Origin of the sequence: Psychromonas hadalis ATCC BAA-638, from assembly GCF_000420245.1 — a bacterium.
In the GTDB taxonomy this organism is placed as follows: domain Bacteria; phylum Pseudomonadota; class Gammaproteobacteria; order Enterobacterales; family Psychromonadaceae; genus Psychromonas; species Psychromonas hadalis.
Genome location: NZ_ATUO01000014.1, coordinates 1 through 17,502, shown reverse-complemented (window position 1 = coordinate 17,502; position 17,502 = coordinate 1). Strand labels below are relative to the sequence as shown.

Genomic DNA, 17,502 nt, shown 5'->3' with positions numbered 1-17,502 from the left:
TTAATGAAAACTAAAGCAGAAACCCTATTAATTGTCGAAGATGATAAAGGGCTACAAACACAATTAAAATGGCACTTCTCTGATTATCAAGTAGTGGTGGCGGCCAATCAAAAAGATGCAGTGGCCGCCATTCGCTTACATGAGCCCAAAGTAATGATTCAAGATCTCGGATTACCCCCTGATGAAGATGGCGTAAAAGAGGGCTTTGAACTACTACAACAAGCATTACACCTTAATCCACACATGAAAGTGATTGTCATGACCGGCAATGAGGGTAATCAACATGCAATGCAGGCGATTAAACTAGGCTCTTATGACTTTTATGCGAAACCCGTAGACCCCGATACATTGGATCTTATTGTACAACGCGCCTTTCACATACATGATTTAGAAGAGAAAAATCGCCACCTCAGCCAACATCAAGAATCGATGTTAAATGGTCTTATTGCCAGCGACGAGAAGATGCTTAAAATTTGTAAAATGATCGAAAAAGTAGCCCCGACTGACGTATCTTGCTTATTGCTCGGTGACAGTGGGACAGGAAAAGAGGTGCTTGCTAACGCTCTGCACCAACTCAGCCCAAGAAAAGAGCATAATATTATCGCGATTAATTGTGCTGCAATTCCTGAAAACTTAATTGAAAGTGAACTCTTTGGTTATGAAAAAGGCGCATTTACAGGCGCAGTAAAAACCACTATTGGTAAAATAGAACAGGCGCACAAAGGCACACTTTTTCTTGATGAAATCGGTGATATGCCCCTGCATTTACAAGCAAAACTATTGCGATTTTTACAAGAGCGTGTTATCGAACGTGTCGGGGGTCGTAAACAGATTGCTATTGATACACGCATTGTTTGTGCAACACATAAAAATCTTGATGAGATGATAGCGTCAGGAGAGTTCCGAGAAGATCTTTTTTATCGTATTTCCGAGATACAGATAGACATTCCTGCACTAAAAGATAGAGGCTCAGATAAGATATTACTCGCCAAATATCTACTCAATAAATTTGTCAAAAAACAAAAACTCAATATTATTGGTTTTTCTGAAGATGCCATCAATGCCATTGAAAACCACAGTTGGCCTGGCAATGTACGTGAAATGGAAAATAAAATTAAACGCGCCACCATCATGTGTGAGCTAAAATATATCAGCGCATTAGATCTTGGTTTAAGCAAGATAGAGAGTAGCGCTCTTAATCTGAAAGAGATCAGAAAAAATGCCGAGGTTCGCGCCCTCAAGCAAGCACTTATCGCTAGTGATAACAATATTTCAGCAGCAGCCAAAACACTGGGCATCACCCGACCAACACTTTATGACTTAATGAAAAAATACAATATGAGCTCGTGATTATTTTAACAACGTAAGCAATACAGATGGAACGATTATGAACTTTATCAAAACACGATTTAATAATAAAAAAATGCTCACAGCAATCATACTCGCTAGCAGTGTGCTTTTGACCGCTTGTGGTGAGCCTACAGCGCCACAAAAAGCACCTTTAAACCAATATACACAACAAGGGGAAAGCTATTTAGAACAGTTTCAGTTTAAAGCGGCTATAGTGGCTGCTAAAAATGCTATTGTGGCTTACCCTGAACAAGTTGATGGGTACCTTATGCTTGCCAAAATCTACCTGCAACTAGAGCAACCAGAAGCATCCAGTTTTATTTTAACAAAGTATAAAAACAGTAAAAATAGTGAGTACTATTTTTTACTGTTAGAAGCTTATCAAAAAGAAAATAAGCTCATCTCTGCAAAACGATTAATTGAAGAAAATAACGATGTATTACAACGACAACCCTATCGATTAATGAAAGAGCAAGCGCAAATACACTTGCGTGAACAAAAATTTGAGCAAGCATTAGCACTCTTTAAAACGCTAGAAAAACAATCAAAATACCAAGCAGATGCCTTCATTGGGCAAGCGCAGATATCTGCGCTCGCAAATGATATACCAGATGCCATCTCACTACTCAATCGCGCCATTAATAGCGATGCAAAAAATAGTGAAGCATTAATATTAAAAAGTTACCTGCTGATTAATGAAAATAATTTTCGCGAGGCAGAAAAAACACTTTCACTCGCACTCACAGTGATCCCCTCTTCTGATATCTTCACCCCTGAACGTATTAGCATATTGCAAGCTCTGACAGAGGTATTAACCTCACAAGGACGCAGTTCAGAAGCGCTGCTGTATTCTCGAATTTTAGCCGATGAATTTCCAGAAGCCGCGTCTATCAATCAAAATTATGCACAGGCGACAAAACAATACCAAAACAAAGAGTTCAAACTCGCTAAACAAACACTTGATAAGATATTAAAAATCGCACCAGGCCATAAAAAAACATTGACCTTATATGGTGTGATCCTCTATACGCAGGGAGATCTTAAAGGTGCTCAAAAATACTTAAATGGCATTATTGATCCAGAAAAAAACTCCGCAAAATTGACACAACTGTATGCAATGACACAGCTAAAACTTGATAATTCAGCGGCTGTTTTAACCATGCTAGAAAATATAATTGCAACCGAAAACAGCTACGAAACATTAACCTTGTATCTATTAGCGGCCATGGATCAACAACAATTTGATAAAGCAAAATTTGCCTTAAACAGGATTGAAAAACTTTTTCCCAACAGTGATAAAGCAGCGCTTTTGTCTGCGAACTATTACAGCAAGGTAACCCCTGCCGATCATGAAAAAGCACACGCTATTTTACAAAACGCGTTAAAAAACAATCCGACTAATATCCACTTGCAAACCGCTTATTTGAAAAAATTAATCTTTCTTAAAAAAGACAAAGCGACACAACAGTATATACAGCAACTGCAAACAACCAAAAACAACAGTTTAGAAACACAATTACTTATCGCTAAATACAAACTATATCGTAAGCAGTATCAGCAAGCCGATAAGCTTTTCAGCGCGGTTTTAGCACAACAAGAAAATAATTTAACAGGATTATATGGACTAGCGCAGAGCAAACAACAGGCACAGAACTGGCAAGCAACACAAAGCGCTTATCGAAATATCATTCTATTTCACCCTAAAGAGCTAAAAGGTTATCAAGGTTTTGTGTTTAGCCAAATCAAACAAGCGTTAGATATTGAACAAGCCCATAATCGATTGCCAGAAAACCACGATCCCGCTATTTTGGCACTTGTTTTAGCTGACGCCCAGCTACAACAACGCAATATACAGCAAGCAGCAGTGCATATAGAGCAAGCATCACAGCAATTGCTAAATAATCTACAGCCCTATTTAACCGACCTACAGAAAAAGATAGATTATCAGCGCGCTATTCTTGCCCTGACCGACAAAGAGTTTAATAAAGCGAGAAAAATCACCTTAACTGCACTGCAAGGTACGCCAGAGCATCCTTTACTATTAATATTACTAACAAAAATAGAGATTGAATCGAAACAGTTAAGCGAGGCAAAAAAGGTCATAAAACAAGTTGAAGTCATCTTACCTAACAACCCTATCATCTCAATTTATAAAGCAGAGATTGCATTAGCAGAGAATGATCCCAATAAAGCTCTCAACATTCTACAGGAAGAATGGCAGGTAACTCACAATGAACAAGTGGCACGAAAACGCTATGCACTACTTCAACAGAGGGATAAACAGCAAGCGGTGCTATTTTTAGCACAGTGGCAAAAGCAAGCACCTGAAAGCTTATTTGTGGCTCTCAACAACGCCCTGCTATTACAGAAAAAAGGAGATGAACAAGGTGCTTTAGCGTTGTATGAAAAAATACTAGCACAAGACCCCAATAACCTGACAAGCCTGAATAATGCAGCATGGTTATATTTCATCACAAATAACAATCGAGCAACCGAACTGGCTGAAAGAGCGTTTACACTCGCCCCAAAAAATGCGGCAATAGTCGATACATATGGTTGGATTTTATATAAGTCGGGCAACATAGAGCAAGCGAAAACACTGATTCAACAAGCGCATCAATTAGCTCCCCGTAATATAGACATTGAGCAACATTGGTTAGAGGTAAAAGATCTTTAGTTAATTCATATTGAAAAATGGCTTCAGTGTCTACTGAAGCCATTTAAACTACGCAAAAACGATTATTTTATAAGTGCTACGATGAAAAAAAAGCTGAAATAGTTAAGTTTTTTTGTTAGCTCCCTATTGCAGAACTGAGCGTAGTTGGCGTGATAATCATCTCATTTAAAATGAAACAAAACACTTATTTATAAAGTGCATCAATACAAACTTCATCGGACGAAGTACTACCCGCTTGGTTAAAAGCAATCACTCTATAACAATAATAGATACCAGCTAATAAACTATCATCTATATAATGAGTTGCATCAGGCATAAGATAATTCACCTTTGTAAAGCTAGCCTCTCTTTCTGCTTTTCTCTCAACAATGAAACCATCTTCATTATCAGAATTATCAAGCCACTCAATTAATACCGGCGCGACTACGATAGCAGGTGCTGTTACAGGTGGTACTGCAACAGGTGGTACTGTTACAGGTGGTACTGCAACAGGTGGCGCTGTTACAGGTGGTACTGCAACAGGTGGCGCTGTTACAGGTGGCGCTGTTACAGGTGGTACTGCAACAGGTGGTGCTGTTACAGGTTCTTCTTTTGTTATCAATTCAGCTTGTTCCTCACCTGACGTTCCCAAGCTAGGAGGGGGAGAGGGTTCTGAATCACTTTCAATACACGCTGATAAAAACAGTAATAAAAAAACAGACGTAATTACTTGCTTCATCCATGAAAACCTATGCATCTAAACTCCAAAATTAATAATATCCATATGCCTATACACTGGAATTATATGGTGAGAAGCAAACAGGTTCAATACCCGTCCTCCTCATTCTATGAGATAACTATTACTTTTATATCCTTTTTTCTTTATTTCTTTAGCCACCTCACTTAATAAATAATAATCATAAAAATATTTTATCTCTGATATAACGCACCTAAAGAAGTGACGGATACTTTTACATCACAGGGTGCAAAAATCCACATTAAATACATAACCAATTGAAAAACAACAAAATAAAAAATTGGCACACTACATGCTTATATACAAACAGGTTCAGGTTGTTCTTGAGCTAAAACAAATACCCCGTTAGGGAAAACAACTCAAACAAGGATTAACATGAAAAACGTACTTTTAAAGCTTGTTGCTGCGGCGACACTTTTAGTAGCATCAACATCTACATTTGCTACTCCAGCTCTTGAAGAGATTACTGGTAAACTAGATTTTTTTGGCGCTGCAGAAGCAACATTAAATAATAATAAAGATGCAGTAACATCATTAAATTTTATTGCTGGATTTACTTTTCTTGCTGCTGGCGATTACCAAGCACTTAACGTATTGACACCTGTTACTTTCAACAACATCACTTCATTCGCTCCTCTTGTGTTACAAGGTCCACTATGGGCTGTGGGTGGATTTACATTTGATTTGGAATCTATCACTTTAAATCAAGCAGACACCACTTTTATCCGCCTGGCGGGTTCAGGTACTTTAAAAGGTGTTGGTTATGCTGATACTGCTGGTACATGGACATTCTCTGCAGATGATTCAACTGGTATTGAAAATGGTAAATTCACATTCTCAGCTTCAGCAGTTCCTGCTCCAGCAACAATTGCACTACTAGGTCTTGCATTAGTTGGTTTTGGTGCTGCTCGTCGTAAAAAACAAGCTTAATCTAAAACAGTAGAAACTAAAAAGCCGAAGACTATCTCTATCGCTACTTCGGCTTTTTTATTTGTGATTATTGATTAATTAAGTGTTAACCCCGCAAACCCCAGTGCGCTATACCCCCCTCTTTGCTCATATGGATGCAAGTCAAGATCTAATTCCCCCTCAAATTCAATATCAACTTTCATATAATACCAGCGATACCCTTTAGCGATTTCAATTAACTGACTTTCTCCGTTAATCATCAGCTCTACAAAACTAGCCTCATGGCTCCAAATACCTGTTTTAAAGTAAAGAGAGACGTTGCTAACTTGAGATTCTGCGCTTTTCAGTTTTATCGCTACGCCATTTGACTCGCTCCAGCCCATATATCGATAACCAGTGTAATTTTCACCGTTAGGGTTAATATAAACATAGCGACTATTATATATTTTACCTTTCCCATAAAAATCTAAAGATTCAATGCTCGCACCCGAGTTATCTTCATTGCCAGTTTCACCACGCGAGGTCATAAACTTCATTTCACTAATATCAATCTTATCGCCAAAATTGCTATCCACATCTACCATAGAGGCATATTTAATTACATTGGCATTATTTTCATTGTTCAATACCAACCCAGCAAACATCACTGAGCTATAACCAGCTCGCTCACTGTCCGTGGTAATAGTAACGGGTGCTGTCCCATCAAACTCAATATCTACAGAAAAATAAAACCAGCTGTAGCCTTTTGGCAATGTAATAACCTCCACTTCATCACCCACAGTCACAATAATACTGGAGGCATCACTGCTCCAAGCGCCCGCTTTCATATATAAGGTTGCAATTTGCTCGCTCCCATTTCCCTGTAGAACAAAAGACAGGCTATTTTCTGTATTAAATTTCATGCTCGCATAGCCGTTTTCTAGTTCCTCACCCTGTTGCTGGAAGCTAAAATAATCGAGATCATGATGCCCAACACGGCCTTCATTTACGTAAAAATTCACATTAAATATCTCATCTTCGCTGTACCAATCGTTATATAACGCATTATTTTTAAAGGAATAGAACTCTTTATCTCCTATTTCTATATCTACAGGTCTTGCGATAAATTGATGGGATATCGACATATTTCCAGACGCCTCAACAAAATCAGGATAAGAGGGAGCTGGTGTGGAGGGGGATGAAGGCAAAGATGGCGATGAAGATGTTTCAGTCACCTTCATGCATGATTCACTTGAAATACTCTGCCCTGCTTGATTAAACGCACTGATACGATAACAATATGTTTCATCAATGTTCACATCAGCATCATTATAATGCGTGGTATTTTCAGAAAGGACTGCAATACGCTGGAAAGTATCACTCTGCAAAAAACGCTTTTCGACAATAAAAACATCTTCATTATCGGAATTATCTGCCCAATTTATCTGTAAGCTTTCGGCAAAAGCCATCGAGTTGAGCAATAAACAGGCGAGTAAAGTAAGGTAACATTTGTTTACAAAGCTAAGTTGCTGATTCATTTTTGCCTCCACAAAAGTGATCATTCAGCGTTCAGTGACATTGTATTATTTTAAAAGTGGAGGGATATAATAACAATTATCGCCTCGGTAACTCCGCTACCATAGACTAACGTCGACAGGCCGGTGGCTTTGCGTATTAAGGTTTCCCTTAACTTGCCTTTTTCTAGCTACAATATTTAAACATCCAAATGAGTGATTGATTAGATGTATATGATAAATATAAAATAGTAAAAAAACAACAAAATTTCCAGTATTTTTTGGAGAAATAGTGAGCGAGGATCAGTAATTTCATCTATCTGATTAATATCTAAGTAGAAATTTAATTAATTGCATTGCACCATCTTCGCAAAGTAACTCATTGGGGTAATCTAACTGGCTTAAATTCTCTATAACAGTTTTTAAAGCCTCTGTGCTTAATTGCAACGCATCAATTTCAACAAACGGCACACGCTCAGATAAAAAATGGTTCAGATAAGGGGTTTCTGGCCAATCTGGACGTTCGAGACTGATCGTTCTAATTTTTTTATGCTTTGCCAGTGAAGCGATTTCACAATAGGTACCATATCCGGGTTTAGTAATGATCAAATCAGCTGATGCAACGAGCTGTAAAAAAGGCATGTTTAACAGACCTATTTGGCTCATATCACTACGTGCAGTCAGGATAGTTTGATCTACCAGCCAATGTAACCCTTCTATTTTTGGCCAGCGAGTCAAATCTAAGGGAAAAGGTAAACCGCCCAGCGCTATTAACCCTATTTTTTTTGTATTTTCTGGTAATAACTTTAACAAGCAGACTAAATCAACTTGCGGTTGATCATTAATACTGGCGAGGATTATCTCACTACCGTCATCTAATGGCACAAAAGGCAGTGGTTTAAACACTTGGTCCACCGCTTGATATACAGCATTCATCTTTTGGTAGACAGACTGGGTTTGTTGGCTTTCATCTAAACAATAACGTTGGTATATTTGCGCCCAATTAAAAGGCGCAACGGAGGCTGTTTTTATACCAAGTTGCAAAGCGGCATCAAGGCTGATGGGAGAGATATTACTGATCATTCTATCGGGCTTTATCTCTATTAATAGTTGCTTCTCTTGATCAACAAAGGACTGCCAATTCTCAAAAAGAGCTTGGTATTTATCACGGCTGTTTTGCACATCCACTACAATCGGTGATGCCATCAACATACCAAAATCAAAACCAATCGAATGATAATCAAACTCAGCAATCAAACGTGAATCAAGATAACTTTTAGGCAACCGTGTCATCACTGATATTTTAATGTGCGGGTGGTATTTCATCAAACGATTGATCACTGAACATGAAATTGCACCGTGACCAAAACCGTGTGCAGTAATGGAGAAGCAAAAATGCATCAGCTTTTTCCTTTTCTCTGGGCAACAAGTTTCTGACAAATCGCTTCCGCCAATTGATGCGTTGCTAAATTACGCTTGATAACCGATCCGTCTAATTTGCCCATTGCCACCACTTTTAACCAATCATCGATCATATCGGCAAAACCTTTGCTGGTTAACATTGGTGTCCAGTCTGCTAAACGTAACGTTGTTTGTTGATTCGCTTGCCATTTTGTTCCCGATACAAAAGAGTCAAATTGATAACTGCAATTCTGGTAATTAAAGCTAACAATTTCGTTGGTAGTGCCATATAAACGATTCATAGAAGCATGCAACAGCGTACCGTTCTGTTGCCATTGCAAATCTAAACGGCTAAGTTGCTTTCCTTTAAACTGGGTAATAAGATTAATATCTTCAATGCTATTTTTAGCATAAATATTCACACTATCAAGGGGATGAATAAAATCATCAAAAATGAAAGTACGTAATTCTCCAGGGAGATCAAAACGATTCTTCTCCCATCTTAACGAAAGCAAGGGTTCGTTATGCAGGTGTTGCTGATAAAGCGGAATAAAACGACGGTTAAATCCCATGTAAAGTGGAGTCTGTTTCTGCTCGGCTAACTCATACAATTTTTCACAATCAAAAGCATTATTAGCTAACGGTTTATCGACAAACGTCGGGATCCCCAGCTGTAAAAAGTAGCTTGCAATCTCTGAATGTGAAGCGGTACTAGAATGGATCATTACCGCATCAATATTAGCTTTATTAAGCTTGCGATAGTCTTGATAGGTCTGCTGAATTCGATACTGCTTAGCCAATTTAGTCAATGTAACGGGATTACGCGTACAAAAAACTAACTCTAACTTTTCAATCTGAGTCAAAATAGGTAGATATGCTTTTTGAGCAATATCTCCCAAACCAATGATTGCAATTTTCATCAATTAGCCCTTAGTAGACAAGTTGGTCTATAGTTAATAAATATCAATTGAGAGTAGTTTAATATGAATAACAAAAAACGTCACATTATCGAAGTCGCCTTTTCACTGTTTTATCAAAAAGGAATTCATGCTGTGGGCATTAATGAGATAATCAAAACAGCATCGATTGCCAAAAAGACCCTCTACAACCATTTTGTTAGTAAAGATGAGTTAATTATTGCCACCCTTATCTACCGCGATCAGTTAGAACTCACTCACCTTAAATTTAAACTTGAGCAAGCTGAAATTGGTAAAGATGCACTGTTAGCACTGTTTGAGCTATTAGATGATTTTATCAATCATCGAGATACCACCTTAGGTAACTTTAGAGGTGATTATTTTAATAATAGTTGTGCTGAATACGGACAATCAAACCAACTTGTTTATGCCACCTGCCAATCTCACAAAGAAGCGATAAAAAACATCATCCAAACGCATATTAACGCTTTTGAACAAAACCCTGAAAAAAATCAGTTTCTTGTTAATACCCTCTGTCTATTAAAAGAGGGGGTGATCAACCAAGCATTAGTACAAGGCGACACAAATAGCGCATTAGATGCCACTGCTTGCGTAGAAAATTTGTTGCGCTTTAAGCGATAAACGTGAGTTTATTGCTTTTTTTCCCACATTAAACAGACCTGATTTAAAAAAGAGTTAATGCGATAAGGTTGGTATTTAAGTGGCATCTTATTTTCAAGGGCGGGAATAGGTTTTTGATCTTTACGTAAACGGCTTAAAATAAGCTTTAATAACCCCTCTAAATAAACCTTAAAATTTGCACTGGCATAGATAGCTTCCCAATCAATCGTATTATCATTACAATTTTCCTCAATCATTGGCTCTATCTGCTGAGTATGTTTCTCTATCTCAGCATCTCCCATGCAGTACTCTTTAACTAACTGTAGAAACAGATCCAAGCATTCACCACGAGGTACAATACTAAAGAACTCTTTCTCATTAGTGGCATCTTTTGCAGATAAAGGGACATTGACACTACGATATAAAATTTCAAACATATGCACAATGGTACGATCTAAAACACGTTGTTTAGGGAAGCGAGTATCTTGAATATTCTGTTCAATAATGTCATAAAAGTGGGCTAAATCGAGATTATTAGCCACTTGTCGCGCTAACTTATCTGCCACAGAGACGGGAATGCGATTTTCTAACAGGGTACTGGTGACCGTCTCTTTTAATAACGTTTGCAATTTTAACTGCACTTGAGCAAAACGATCATAGGGAACCGAAGTGGACATTAAATTCCTTGAAATACACATAAAAGAGATAATCAGTTTAACCTACTTCTTGCGCTAAACTTCAATAGTGCAGAGGATTGATATTAGTCATTGTATTTTTGTGACGTTAGTCTAGACTTTGCGCACAATTAACAGGAGGCACTATGTCAGACAAAGTATTTATCACCGCGAAAACACTACTGGAAGATTCATTTCGCTTAGCGGCACAAGTTTATGAAAGTGGTTTCCGTCCACAATTTATTGTTGGTATTTGGCGTGGGGGTGCACCGATCGGTATCGCTGTACAAGAATACTTTGATTTCAAAAAGGTAGAAACAGACCATATTGCAGTGCGTACTTCCTCTTATTACGGCATTGGCAAGCAGAGTAAAACCATCAAAGTGCATGGTTTACATTACATTATTGAAAATGCCAATGCTGATGACGGCTTATTAATCGTTGATGATGTGTTTGATTCTGGTCGTAGTGTGGTGGCATTAAAAGAAAAGTTAACCGAATTAATGCGCCTCAACATGCCACGTGACGTGCGTATCGCAACCCCTTATTACAAACCGAAAAATAAAGCGGTTGAGATGGTGCCAGATTATTATATTCATGAATCAGAAGAGTGGTTAGTCTTTCCGCATGAAGTGTCTGGTTTAAGTATTGAAGAGATTCTTAATGGCAAGAGTGATCTTGAAAACATTAAGCACTTGTTTAAAGATTAAATTCAATAAATTAAATTGATACAATAAGGAGACTATTTTGTCTCCTTTTTTGTTTGTGCCATCACAGCAACGAGTACGTCAGGATACAACTCAAAGAACGTATCACTTAACTGATCGTAATGCGTAATTAATGTTTCAAAAGTACCCGCTAATGGTGCGATACGTGGACTCCGTGACGCGATGCGTTGCAAAGCGAACTCTATATTTTTAATGTCTCTATAATGCTCAAACCACCGACCTTGCCAAACTAAGCGTGATACTTTTTCAAACCTTGCCGGTAATGGTTGTGATAACAGCGCTGTTTCTTGGCTTATCATCACTTGCGCTTGTGACGAAAAATCCACCAATGAATATTCATGAAATTTATGCCAGTGTTTCGCCAAACAATGATCCCAAAACATATCTAACGTGATCGGAGAAAATCGACGCAACTCTTTTTTAAACAGGGGTTTAACCGACTTTACTAACGGGTGACTGTCAGTATAACTGTCTACAAAACGGTGCAAACGTATCCCTTTCACCACTTCTAGGTTAAATAATCCATCGGGGTTACCTTTTACAAAATCACCGAGAAAATTCCCCAATAAACTGGTTTGTGTATGTTCAGCAATATGTAAGTGGGCAAGGTAGTTCATTAATTAGCTCGTTGGTGTACCAGTATCAAAGGTTAACAGGAAAAACAGAAGAGAAACTAACTTACTATCAAAAATGAAGAAAATGAAGTAATGTCTTGCTTTATATGTGATAAAAATTTATGGAGCACCCATAAATTGCACTAGATATTAATCTAAAAAAAGGATGAATAAAATGAATAAAAAAATTGCTGTTTTAGGTGCGCTATTGTTTGCAGGAAGTTCAGTAGCAAATGACCTTGATAACACTTGGTATGCGGGGGCTAGAATTGGAGCGACACACTATAGTGATTTTGAGCAAAACCAATTTCAAAATGCAGATATTGATAATAAGAATTTGGCTGGTGGATTATTTTTAGGTTACAACATCAATAATTGGTTTGCTTTAGAAACTGGCTATACCTATTTAGGAAAAGTTGAAATAGGTGATCACGCGAACATCACTAATGAGTCACTAGAGCTCGTTGGTAAATTTACTTGGCAAGCCAGTAAATCATTAGACCTATTTGTTAAAGCGGGTGGTTTTGCATATAAAACCGAAGGCAAGAAACAGCTTTCAGGGCTCAAAGAAAAAGATATTGATGGCACACTAGGGCTAGGTATCGAACACCACTTTAGCTCGAATCTTTCTGCGCGCTTAGAATACCAATTTTACCACAACCTAACGTTAAATGATGAAGCCTATACGTCTGGTTGGGATACTCACTTAGTCGCACTTGGATTGGTCTATAGCTGGGGTAAAAGTGAGAATGTTATCGTTAAAGATGCACCCATCACTGAAAAACCTAAGGTAACAAAAGAGGAACCTATTGCTGAAGAAATAGAGGCCACTATTATTGCACCTGCCGTAGAGAAAATAAAAGAAGAAGCGATTGAAATTATTCACCAAACAGCAGAAGTTTATTTTGACTCTCAAAGTAATACTCTTTCTGCAGCATCAATTGAACAATTACAACCCATCATTAAACACTTAACAGAGCACCCTAAAGCAACAATTGTTGCTGTTGGACATACCGATTCAAGTGGCCCTGAAGCAAGTAATCAAAAGCTTTCAGAGCAACGCGCTAAAGCATTAAGTGATTACTTAATAAAAGAGTTCTCCATCAACCCTGATCGTATTACCTACTCAGGAAAAGGTGAATTAGCACCAATTGCAGATAACCAAACCAAAGAAGGCCAAGCAAAAAACCGTCGTGTATCTGTTTTCTCACCCTCGTTTTTTGTCACTAAAAAATAAGTTCAGTCATAAATCATAAAATCTGAATGCCAACGTATAGGTACCTTGGCATTTTTTTATTATCCCTAATTTAATCATCCTTACTACTTCCCTCCATTTGTATATAATAACGATTTTGTCGCAACTCATGCCTAAAAAGAGTCTCAATTCAAAGGAAATCTGATGCGCCAACTACCTGTTAGCTATTCTGTGACCAGCGCCAATGCACTATTAAAAGAAATTATTCCACAATTTAAAATCCTTAATGTCCTACATTGTGAGTTTTGGTGCCAAGGATTAAATGATTCTTACAAAGTAATAACCACTTCAGACACTTTTTTATTACGCATTTATCGCCATAACTGGCGAACATTAGAGGAGATAAAATTCGAGTTAGATGCGTTGCTTCACGTGCAAAAAAAGGGACTATATGTTGCTTATCCGATGGTCACCCACAACGGAGAGTATATTGTCAGTATCAATGCGCCTGAGGGGTTACGCTACGCGATATTAACTCGTTATATTCAAGGCAAAGAGCTTAAATTCAACAGCACTGAAAATGCAGCCTTATATGGGAAATATATGGCTCAACTTCACCTTGCATCGAAACAATTCAGTAGTGAATTTCAGCGTTTTAAATTAGATGTTAAGCATTTAATTACCGAGCCACTGCAACGAATAAAACCCTTTTTAAAAGAAAGAGGTGATGATTGGGCGTTTATTTCAAACTATGCAAAAACCGCTTCTTTGCACCTACAACAAGCACTCAATGAATCACAAGACCTTGGTTTTTGTCACGGTGATTTACACGGTGGAAACGCACACTATGATGGCAATAAACTCGCTTTTTTTGACTTTGATTGCTGTGGTTTTGGACTACGTGTTTATGATTTAGCGGTGTTTAAATGGGCATTAAAACAAGATAAAAAAGAGGATGAGATATGGCAAGCGTTTTTACAACGTTACTTACAATATCGTCCTCTTAATAACAACGACTTAGCAATGGTAGACATATTGGTCTCCATTCGCCAACTTTGGTTAATGGGGTTACATATTGATATTGCAATTGCTAAGGGTTGGTTAGATGAACATTATTTCGATCAGAAAATAGCGTTTTTGCGTGAGGCACAACAAACAGAAAAAACACTTATTAAATTCAATATTTGCGGGTGTTAGGATGTTTTTTTGACTAAGTATTTAATTTGTCTATTTAAGAACATAAAACACTTAAAAATAAATATGCAGGTGACTTAAAGATGATAATATGAATGGAAATTAAACTCTCTGACTTAATAAAGGATTATTATGTACCGTTCAATACTTGCTTTGTCCCTATCGACTATTTTATTTGGCTGTGGTGGAGGAGGCGGTGGAGGCGATAGCTATTCAGCAACCGACTCAACTGATAAAGAAGGGAGTCAATGGGAGCGTATCATCCCCGCTTGCCCGGATAATATGTTTTGTAAAATGTTAACGGTTCCTAAAGATTATTACCAAGCAGATGCTGAAACGGTTGAAGTGCACTATGCCATTCATAAAGCATCAGATACCGATAACCGTATCGGTATTTTAATGGTTAATTTTGGCGGGCCAGGTGGTGAAGCAGTACAGGGTGCATCACGTATGATCACCCATGATTTTCCCGATGAAATATTACAACACTTTGATATTGTGGCCTTAGATCCACGCGGTACAGGTAAAAGTGCTTTTGCAACTGAACTGACGGATTGCGCGATTGCACTCGCAGCTACGACAGGTAATTGTGATGATACGCTTACACAAGTCGCGCCTTATATGGGTAGTAATACCATTGTCAAAGATATGAATGAATTACGAAAGGCATTAGGTGAAGAAACAATTAGTTTCTTTAGTTACTCTTATGGCACACGCCTAGGGTCTTTATATGCTAAATATTTCCCTGAAAATGTACGCGCGATGGTTTTAGATTCCCCCATGCCACCTGTTTCAGACAACTTTATTGACCTTAAAAAAGCGTCTACAGCAGGTAATGATTTGATCGCAAATTATCGCTTAGATTTTAATCCACAACAAAAACAAAGCTATGAAGCAGTCATTAGCCATTTCTATAATGCGAATGAATATACAGCTAATGATGGTTCGCACCTCTCTATGGCAAACATCAGTACAACATTAACTCATACGGTCAGCAGAGAGGCTTGGGGTGACTGGGCTGAAATAAAAAATGAACTCATCACATTGCTTGATGACGATAAAGCAGAACCACTGATTAATAAACTTAACAGCATGTCATCTAGTGAATACACTGCAGATGATCTACGATTCAATCAAGTTTTCACCGCCGTTGTATGTACCGATGAATCAATCGGATTAACACAGTCAGAGATAAATGCTAGTCTGCCTGAATTTGAACAACAATCGATGTTATATGGGGCATACATGTGGAAGTACTCTGCAATGTGCGCAAACTGGCAACCTAAACGCGACCCTATCGATCATGTTAAGTCCATGCAAGATATTTTATCGGGCCAGCAGATACTTATTATTGGTGGACAATATGACACCGCCACACCTTACCAATGGACAACCGAGATGGCCAATAGCTTTGGTGATTTAGCGACAGTGATCACTGTTAAGAACTTAGTGAGCCATGCATTTAGTTACACCAACATCCGCTGCGTTGATCAATATACCACTGGCTATTTACTTGATCCAACGGTCAAAATTGCAGATGCAAGTTGTGATATAAATACTAACAAGCAAAGAAAAATGACTAAAATATTCAACCACCCAGCTCAACAAAATCCACCAGGCACATTTTAGCCTTTAACCTATCAGGCTGATGCGATGCATCAGCCACTTCACAATCTTGTTACCTATTTGTTACTTCACTGTTAAATTCATGAGTTGTGTGTTCATAAATCACTCAATATAATACCGCCTTATTTAAAGCGCTGGATTTACGTTCCAGTTAGCAATCTGAGGAAATACCATGTCAAATATCATCGTTTGTGCGTTATACCGTTTTGTCGCACTTGATAACTATCAAGAGATTCAATCTCCGTTATTAACTATTATGAAAAATAATGAGGTAAAAGGGACGTTATTGCTGGCCAGTGAAGGGATCAACGGCACTATCGCAGGCTCCCGTGAAGGGATCGATAATGTCATTAGCTGGTTAAAGTCAGATCCGCGTTTACAGGCATTAACCACCAAAGAGTCTTATGATGTAGACAACCCATTCTACCGCACTAAAGTAAAACTAAAAAAAGAGATTGTGACCATGGGTGTGCAGGGCATTGATCCGCGCCACACGGTAGGCAGTTATGTAAAACCACAAGATTGGAATGCGCTGATTAGCGATCCCGACGTCTTACTGATTGATACACGTAACGATTATGAGATCAGCATTGGTACTTTTGAAAATGCGGTTGATCCCAAAACCACCTCTTTTCGTGAGTTTCCCGCTTATGTGAAAGAAAATCTCGATCCTAAAAAACATAAAAAAATCGCTATGTTTTGTACTGGTGGTATCCGCTGTGAAAAATCGACTGCTTACTTAAAAGAGCAAGGCTTCGATGAGGTTTATCACCTTGAAGGTGGTGTACTGAAGTACCTTGAAGAAGTACCCGAGGCACAAACGATGTGGAAAGGGGAATGTTTTGTTTTTGATAATCGTGTTTCTGTTAATCATCAGTTAAAAAAAGGGCAATATGATCAATGTCATGGCTGCCGTTTACCGATTACTGAAGAAGATAAAAAATCTGATAAATACATTAAAGGCATCTCATGCCATCAATGTTTTGATTCCATTACCGAGGCTCAAAAACACCGTTTTGCAGAGCGAGAAAAGCAGATGCATTTGGCAACACTGCGTGGTCAAGCACATATCGGTAGTGATGCTTTAGTGCAATTAGAAAAAAACAGAACTCAAAAAAAGGCACTTAAAGCGGTACAACGCGCTAAAAACTAAAATAAGTTCAGTTTAAATGAAGCAATAGTATCATCATGATATTATTGCTTTAACAGTCACTAAGGATCGGCCTCAAAATTACTTGCGCTTTTGTTTTCAAAAAAATCCGTCATTTAGGATTGGCTTCAACATTACTTGCAATTTTGTTTTTAAAATAGCCAGTCACTTAAGGCTTTTTGAAAACAATTTAGCGCAAGTTATTGTGTAACGATTC

Annotated in this window: 15 protein-coding genes and 1 riboswitch; of the genes, 9 read left to right on the top strand and 6 right to left on the bottom strand. The window is 38.1% G+C overall.

The genetic code is table 11. From position 1 onward, the window contains the following. Positions 1-3: 3 nt before the first annotated feature. Positions 4-1,350 (top strand): PEP-CTERM-box response regulator transcription factor, encoded by a 1,347-nt coding sequence (prsR, locus tag G322_RS0103275; RefSeq protein WP_022940382.1) that lies wholly within the window; start codon positions 4-6, stop codon positions 1,348-1,350. Between the two features lie 37 nt (positions 1,351-1,387). Beyond that, positions 1,388-4,027, top strand: a complete 2,640-nt coding sequence (locus G322_RS0103270) for a tetratricopeptide repeat protein (protein ID WP_022940381.1) — start codon at positions 1,388-1,390, stop codon at positions 4,025-4,027. A gap of 184 nt (positions 4,028-4,211) precedes the next feature. On the opposite strand, the gene G322_RS0103265 is transcribed toward G322_RS0103270, so the two are convergent. Continuing rightward, the gene (locus G322_RS0103265) at positions 4,212-4,745 is read right to left on the bottom strand and encodes a fibronectin type III domain-containing protein (RefSeq protein ID WP_022940380.1); all 534 of its coding nucleotides are present in this window, start codon (positions 4,743-4,745) and stop codon (positions 4,212-4,214) included. A gap of 393 nt (positions 4,746-5,138) precedes the next feature. On the opposite strand from G322_RS0103265, the gene G322_RS0103260 reads away from it, so the two are divergent. Next, positions 5,139-5,693, top strand: a complete 555-nt coding sequence (locus G322_RS0103260) for a PEP-CTERM sorting domain-containing protein (protein ID WP_022940379.1) — start codon at positions 5,139-5,141, stop codon at positions 5,691-5,693. A 74-nt stretch (positions 5,694-5,767) separates the two neighbouring features. Here the strand turns inward: G322_RS0103260 and G322_RS0103255 are convergent, their stop codons facing one another. The 3 genes from G322_RS0103255 to G322_RS0103245 form a co-directional block, all read right to left on the bottom strand. Then, positions 5,768-7,189 (bottom strand): fibronectin type III domain-containing protein, encoded by a 1,422-nt coding sequence (locus G322_RS0103255; protein WP_022940378.1) that lies wholly within the window; start codon positions 7,187-7,189, stop codon positions 5,768-5,770. 83 nt (positions 7,190-7,272) lie between these two features. Beyond that, positions 7,273-7,357: riboswitch (cyclic di-GMP riboswitch) on the bottom strand. A 132-nt stretch (positions 7,358-7,489) separates the two neighbouring features. Further along, a complete protein-coding gene (locus G322_RS0103250; protein ID WP_022940377.1) occupies positions 7,490-8,566 on the bottom strand; it encodes a hypothetical protein in 1,077 nt (358 codons plus the stop codon). Then, the gene (locus tag G322_RS0103245) at positions 8,566-9,486 is read right to left on the bottom strand and encodes a Gfo/Idh/MocA family protein (protein WP_022940376.1); all 921 of its coding nucleotides are present in this window, start codon (positions 9,484-9,486) and stop codon (positions 8,566-8,568) included. The genes G322_RS0103250 and G322_RS0103245 overlap by 1 nt, the downstream gene beginning before the upstream one ends. Positions 9,487-9,549: 63 nt before the next feature. Between G322_RS0103245 and G322_RS0103240 the strand changes: the two genes are divergently transcribed. Next, the gene (locus tag G322_RS0103240; RefSeq protein WP_022940375.1) at positions 9,550-10,125 is read left to right on the top strand and encodes a TetR/AcrR family transcriptional regulator; all 576 of its coding nucleotides are present in this window, start codon (positions 9,550-9,552) and stop codon (positions 10,123-10,125) included. Positions 10,126-10,133: 8 nt separating this feature from the next. Here G322_RS0103240 and G322_RS19830 read toward each other — a convergent pair whose 3' ends face one another. Then, positions 10,134-10,781 (bottom strand): hypothetical protein, encoded by a 648-nt coding sequence (locus G322_RS19830; RefSeq protein ID WP_022940374.1) that lies wholly within the window; start codon positions 10,779-10,781, stop codon positions 10,134-10,136. Positions 10,782-10,924: 143 nt separating this feature from the next. Between G322_RS19830 and G322_RS0103230 the strand changes: the two genes are divergently transcribed. Continuing rightward, on the top strand, positions 10,925-11,488 hold the full coding sequence (locus G322_RS0103230) for a phosphoribosyltransferase (protein WP_022940373.1): 564 nt from the start codon (positions 10,925-10,927) through the stop codon (positions 11,486-11,488). A gap of 32 nt (positions 11,489-11,520) precedes the next feature. On the opposite strand, the gene G322_RS0103225 is transcribed toward G322_RS0103230, so the two are convergent. Then, the gene (locus G322_RS0103225) at positions 11,521-12,123 is read right to left on the bottom strand and encodes an acyl carrier protein phosphodiesterase (protein ID WP_022940372.1); all 603 of its coding nucleotides are present in this window, start codon (positions 12,121-12,123) and stop codon (positions 11,521-11,523) included. 172 nt (positions 12,124-12,295) lie between these two features. Here G322_RS0103225 and G322_RS0103220 point away from each other — a divergent pair, with 172 nt between their 5' ends. The 4 genes from G322_RS0103220 to trhO all read left to right on the top strand — a co-directional run bounded on the left by G322_RS0103220 (position 12,296) and on the right by trhO (position 17,288). Next, entirely contained in the window at positions 12,296-13,357 is a 1,062-nt protein-coding gene (locus G322_RS0103220) for an OmpA family protein (RefSeq protein ID WP_051143722.1), read from the top strand. Positions 13,358-13,519: 162 nt separating this feature from the next. Then, positions 13,520-14,512: a phosphotransferase gene (locus G322_RS0103215; protein WP_022940370.1), complete on the top strand. Its 993-nt coding sequence runs from the start codon at positions 13,520-13,522 to the stop codon at positions 14,510-14,512. Between the two features lie 129 nt (positions 14,513-14,641). Next, a complete protein-coding gene (locus G322_RS0103210; protein WP_022940369.1) occupies positions 14,642-16,138 on the top strand; it encodes an alpha/beta fold hydrolase in 1,497 nt (498 codons plus the stop codon). A 169-nt stretch (positions 16,139-16,307) separates the two neighbouring features. Then, positions 16,308-17,288 carry an oxygen-dependent tRNA uridine(34) hydroxylase TrhO gene (trhO, locus tag G322_RS0103205; RefSeq protein WP_022940368.1) on the top strand — a complete coding sequence of 327 codons (981 nt, stop codon included), beginning with the start codon at positions 16,308-16,310 and terminating at the stop codon, positions 17,286-17,288. Positions 17,289-17,502: the final 214 nt, after the last annotated feature.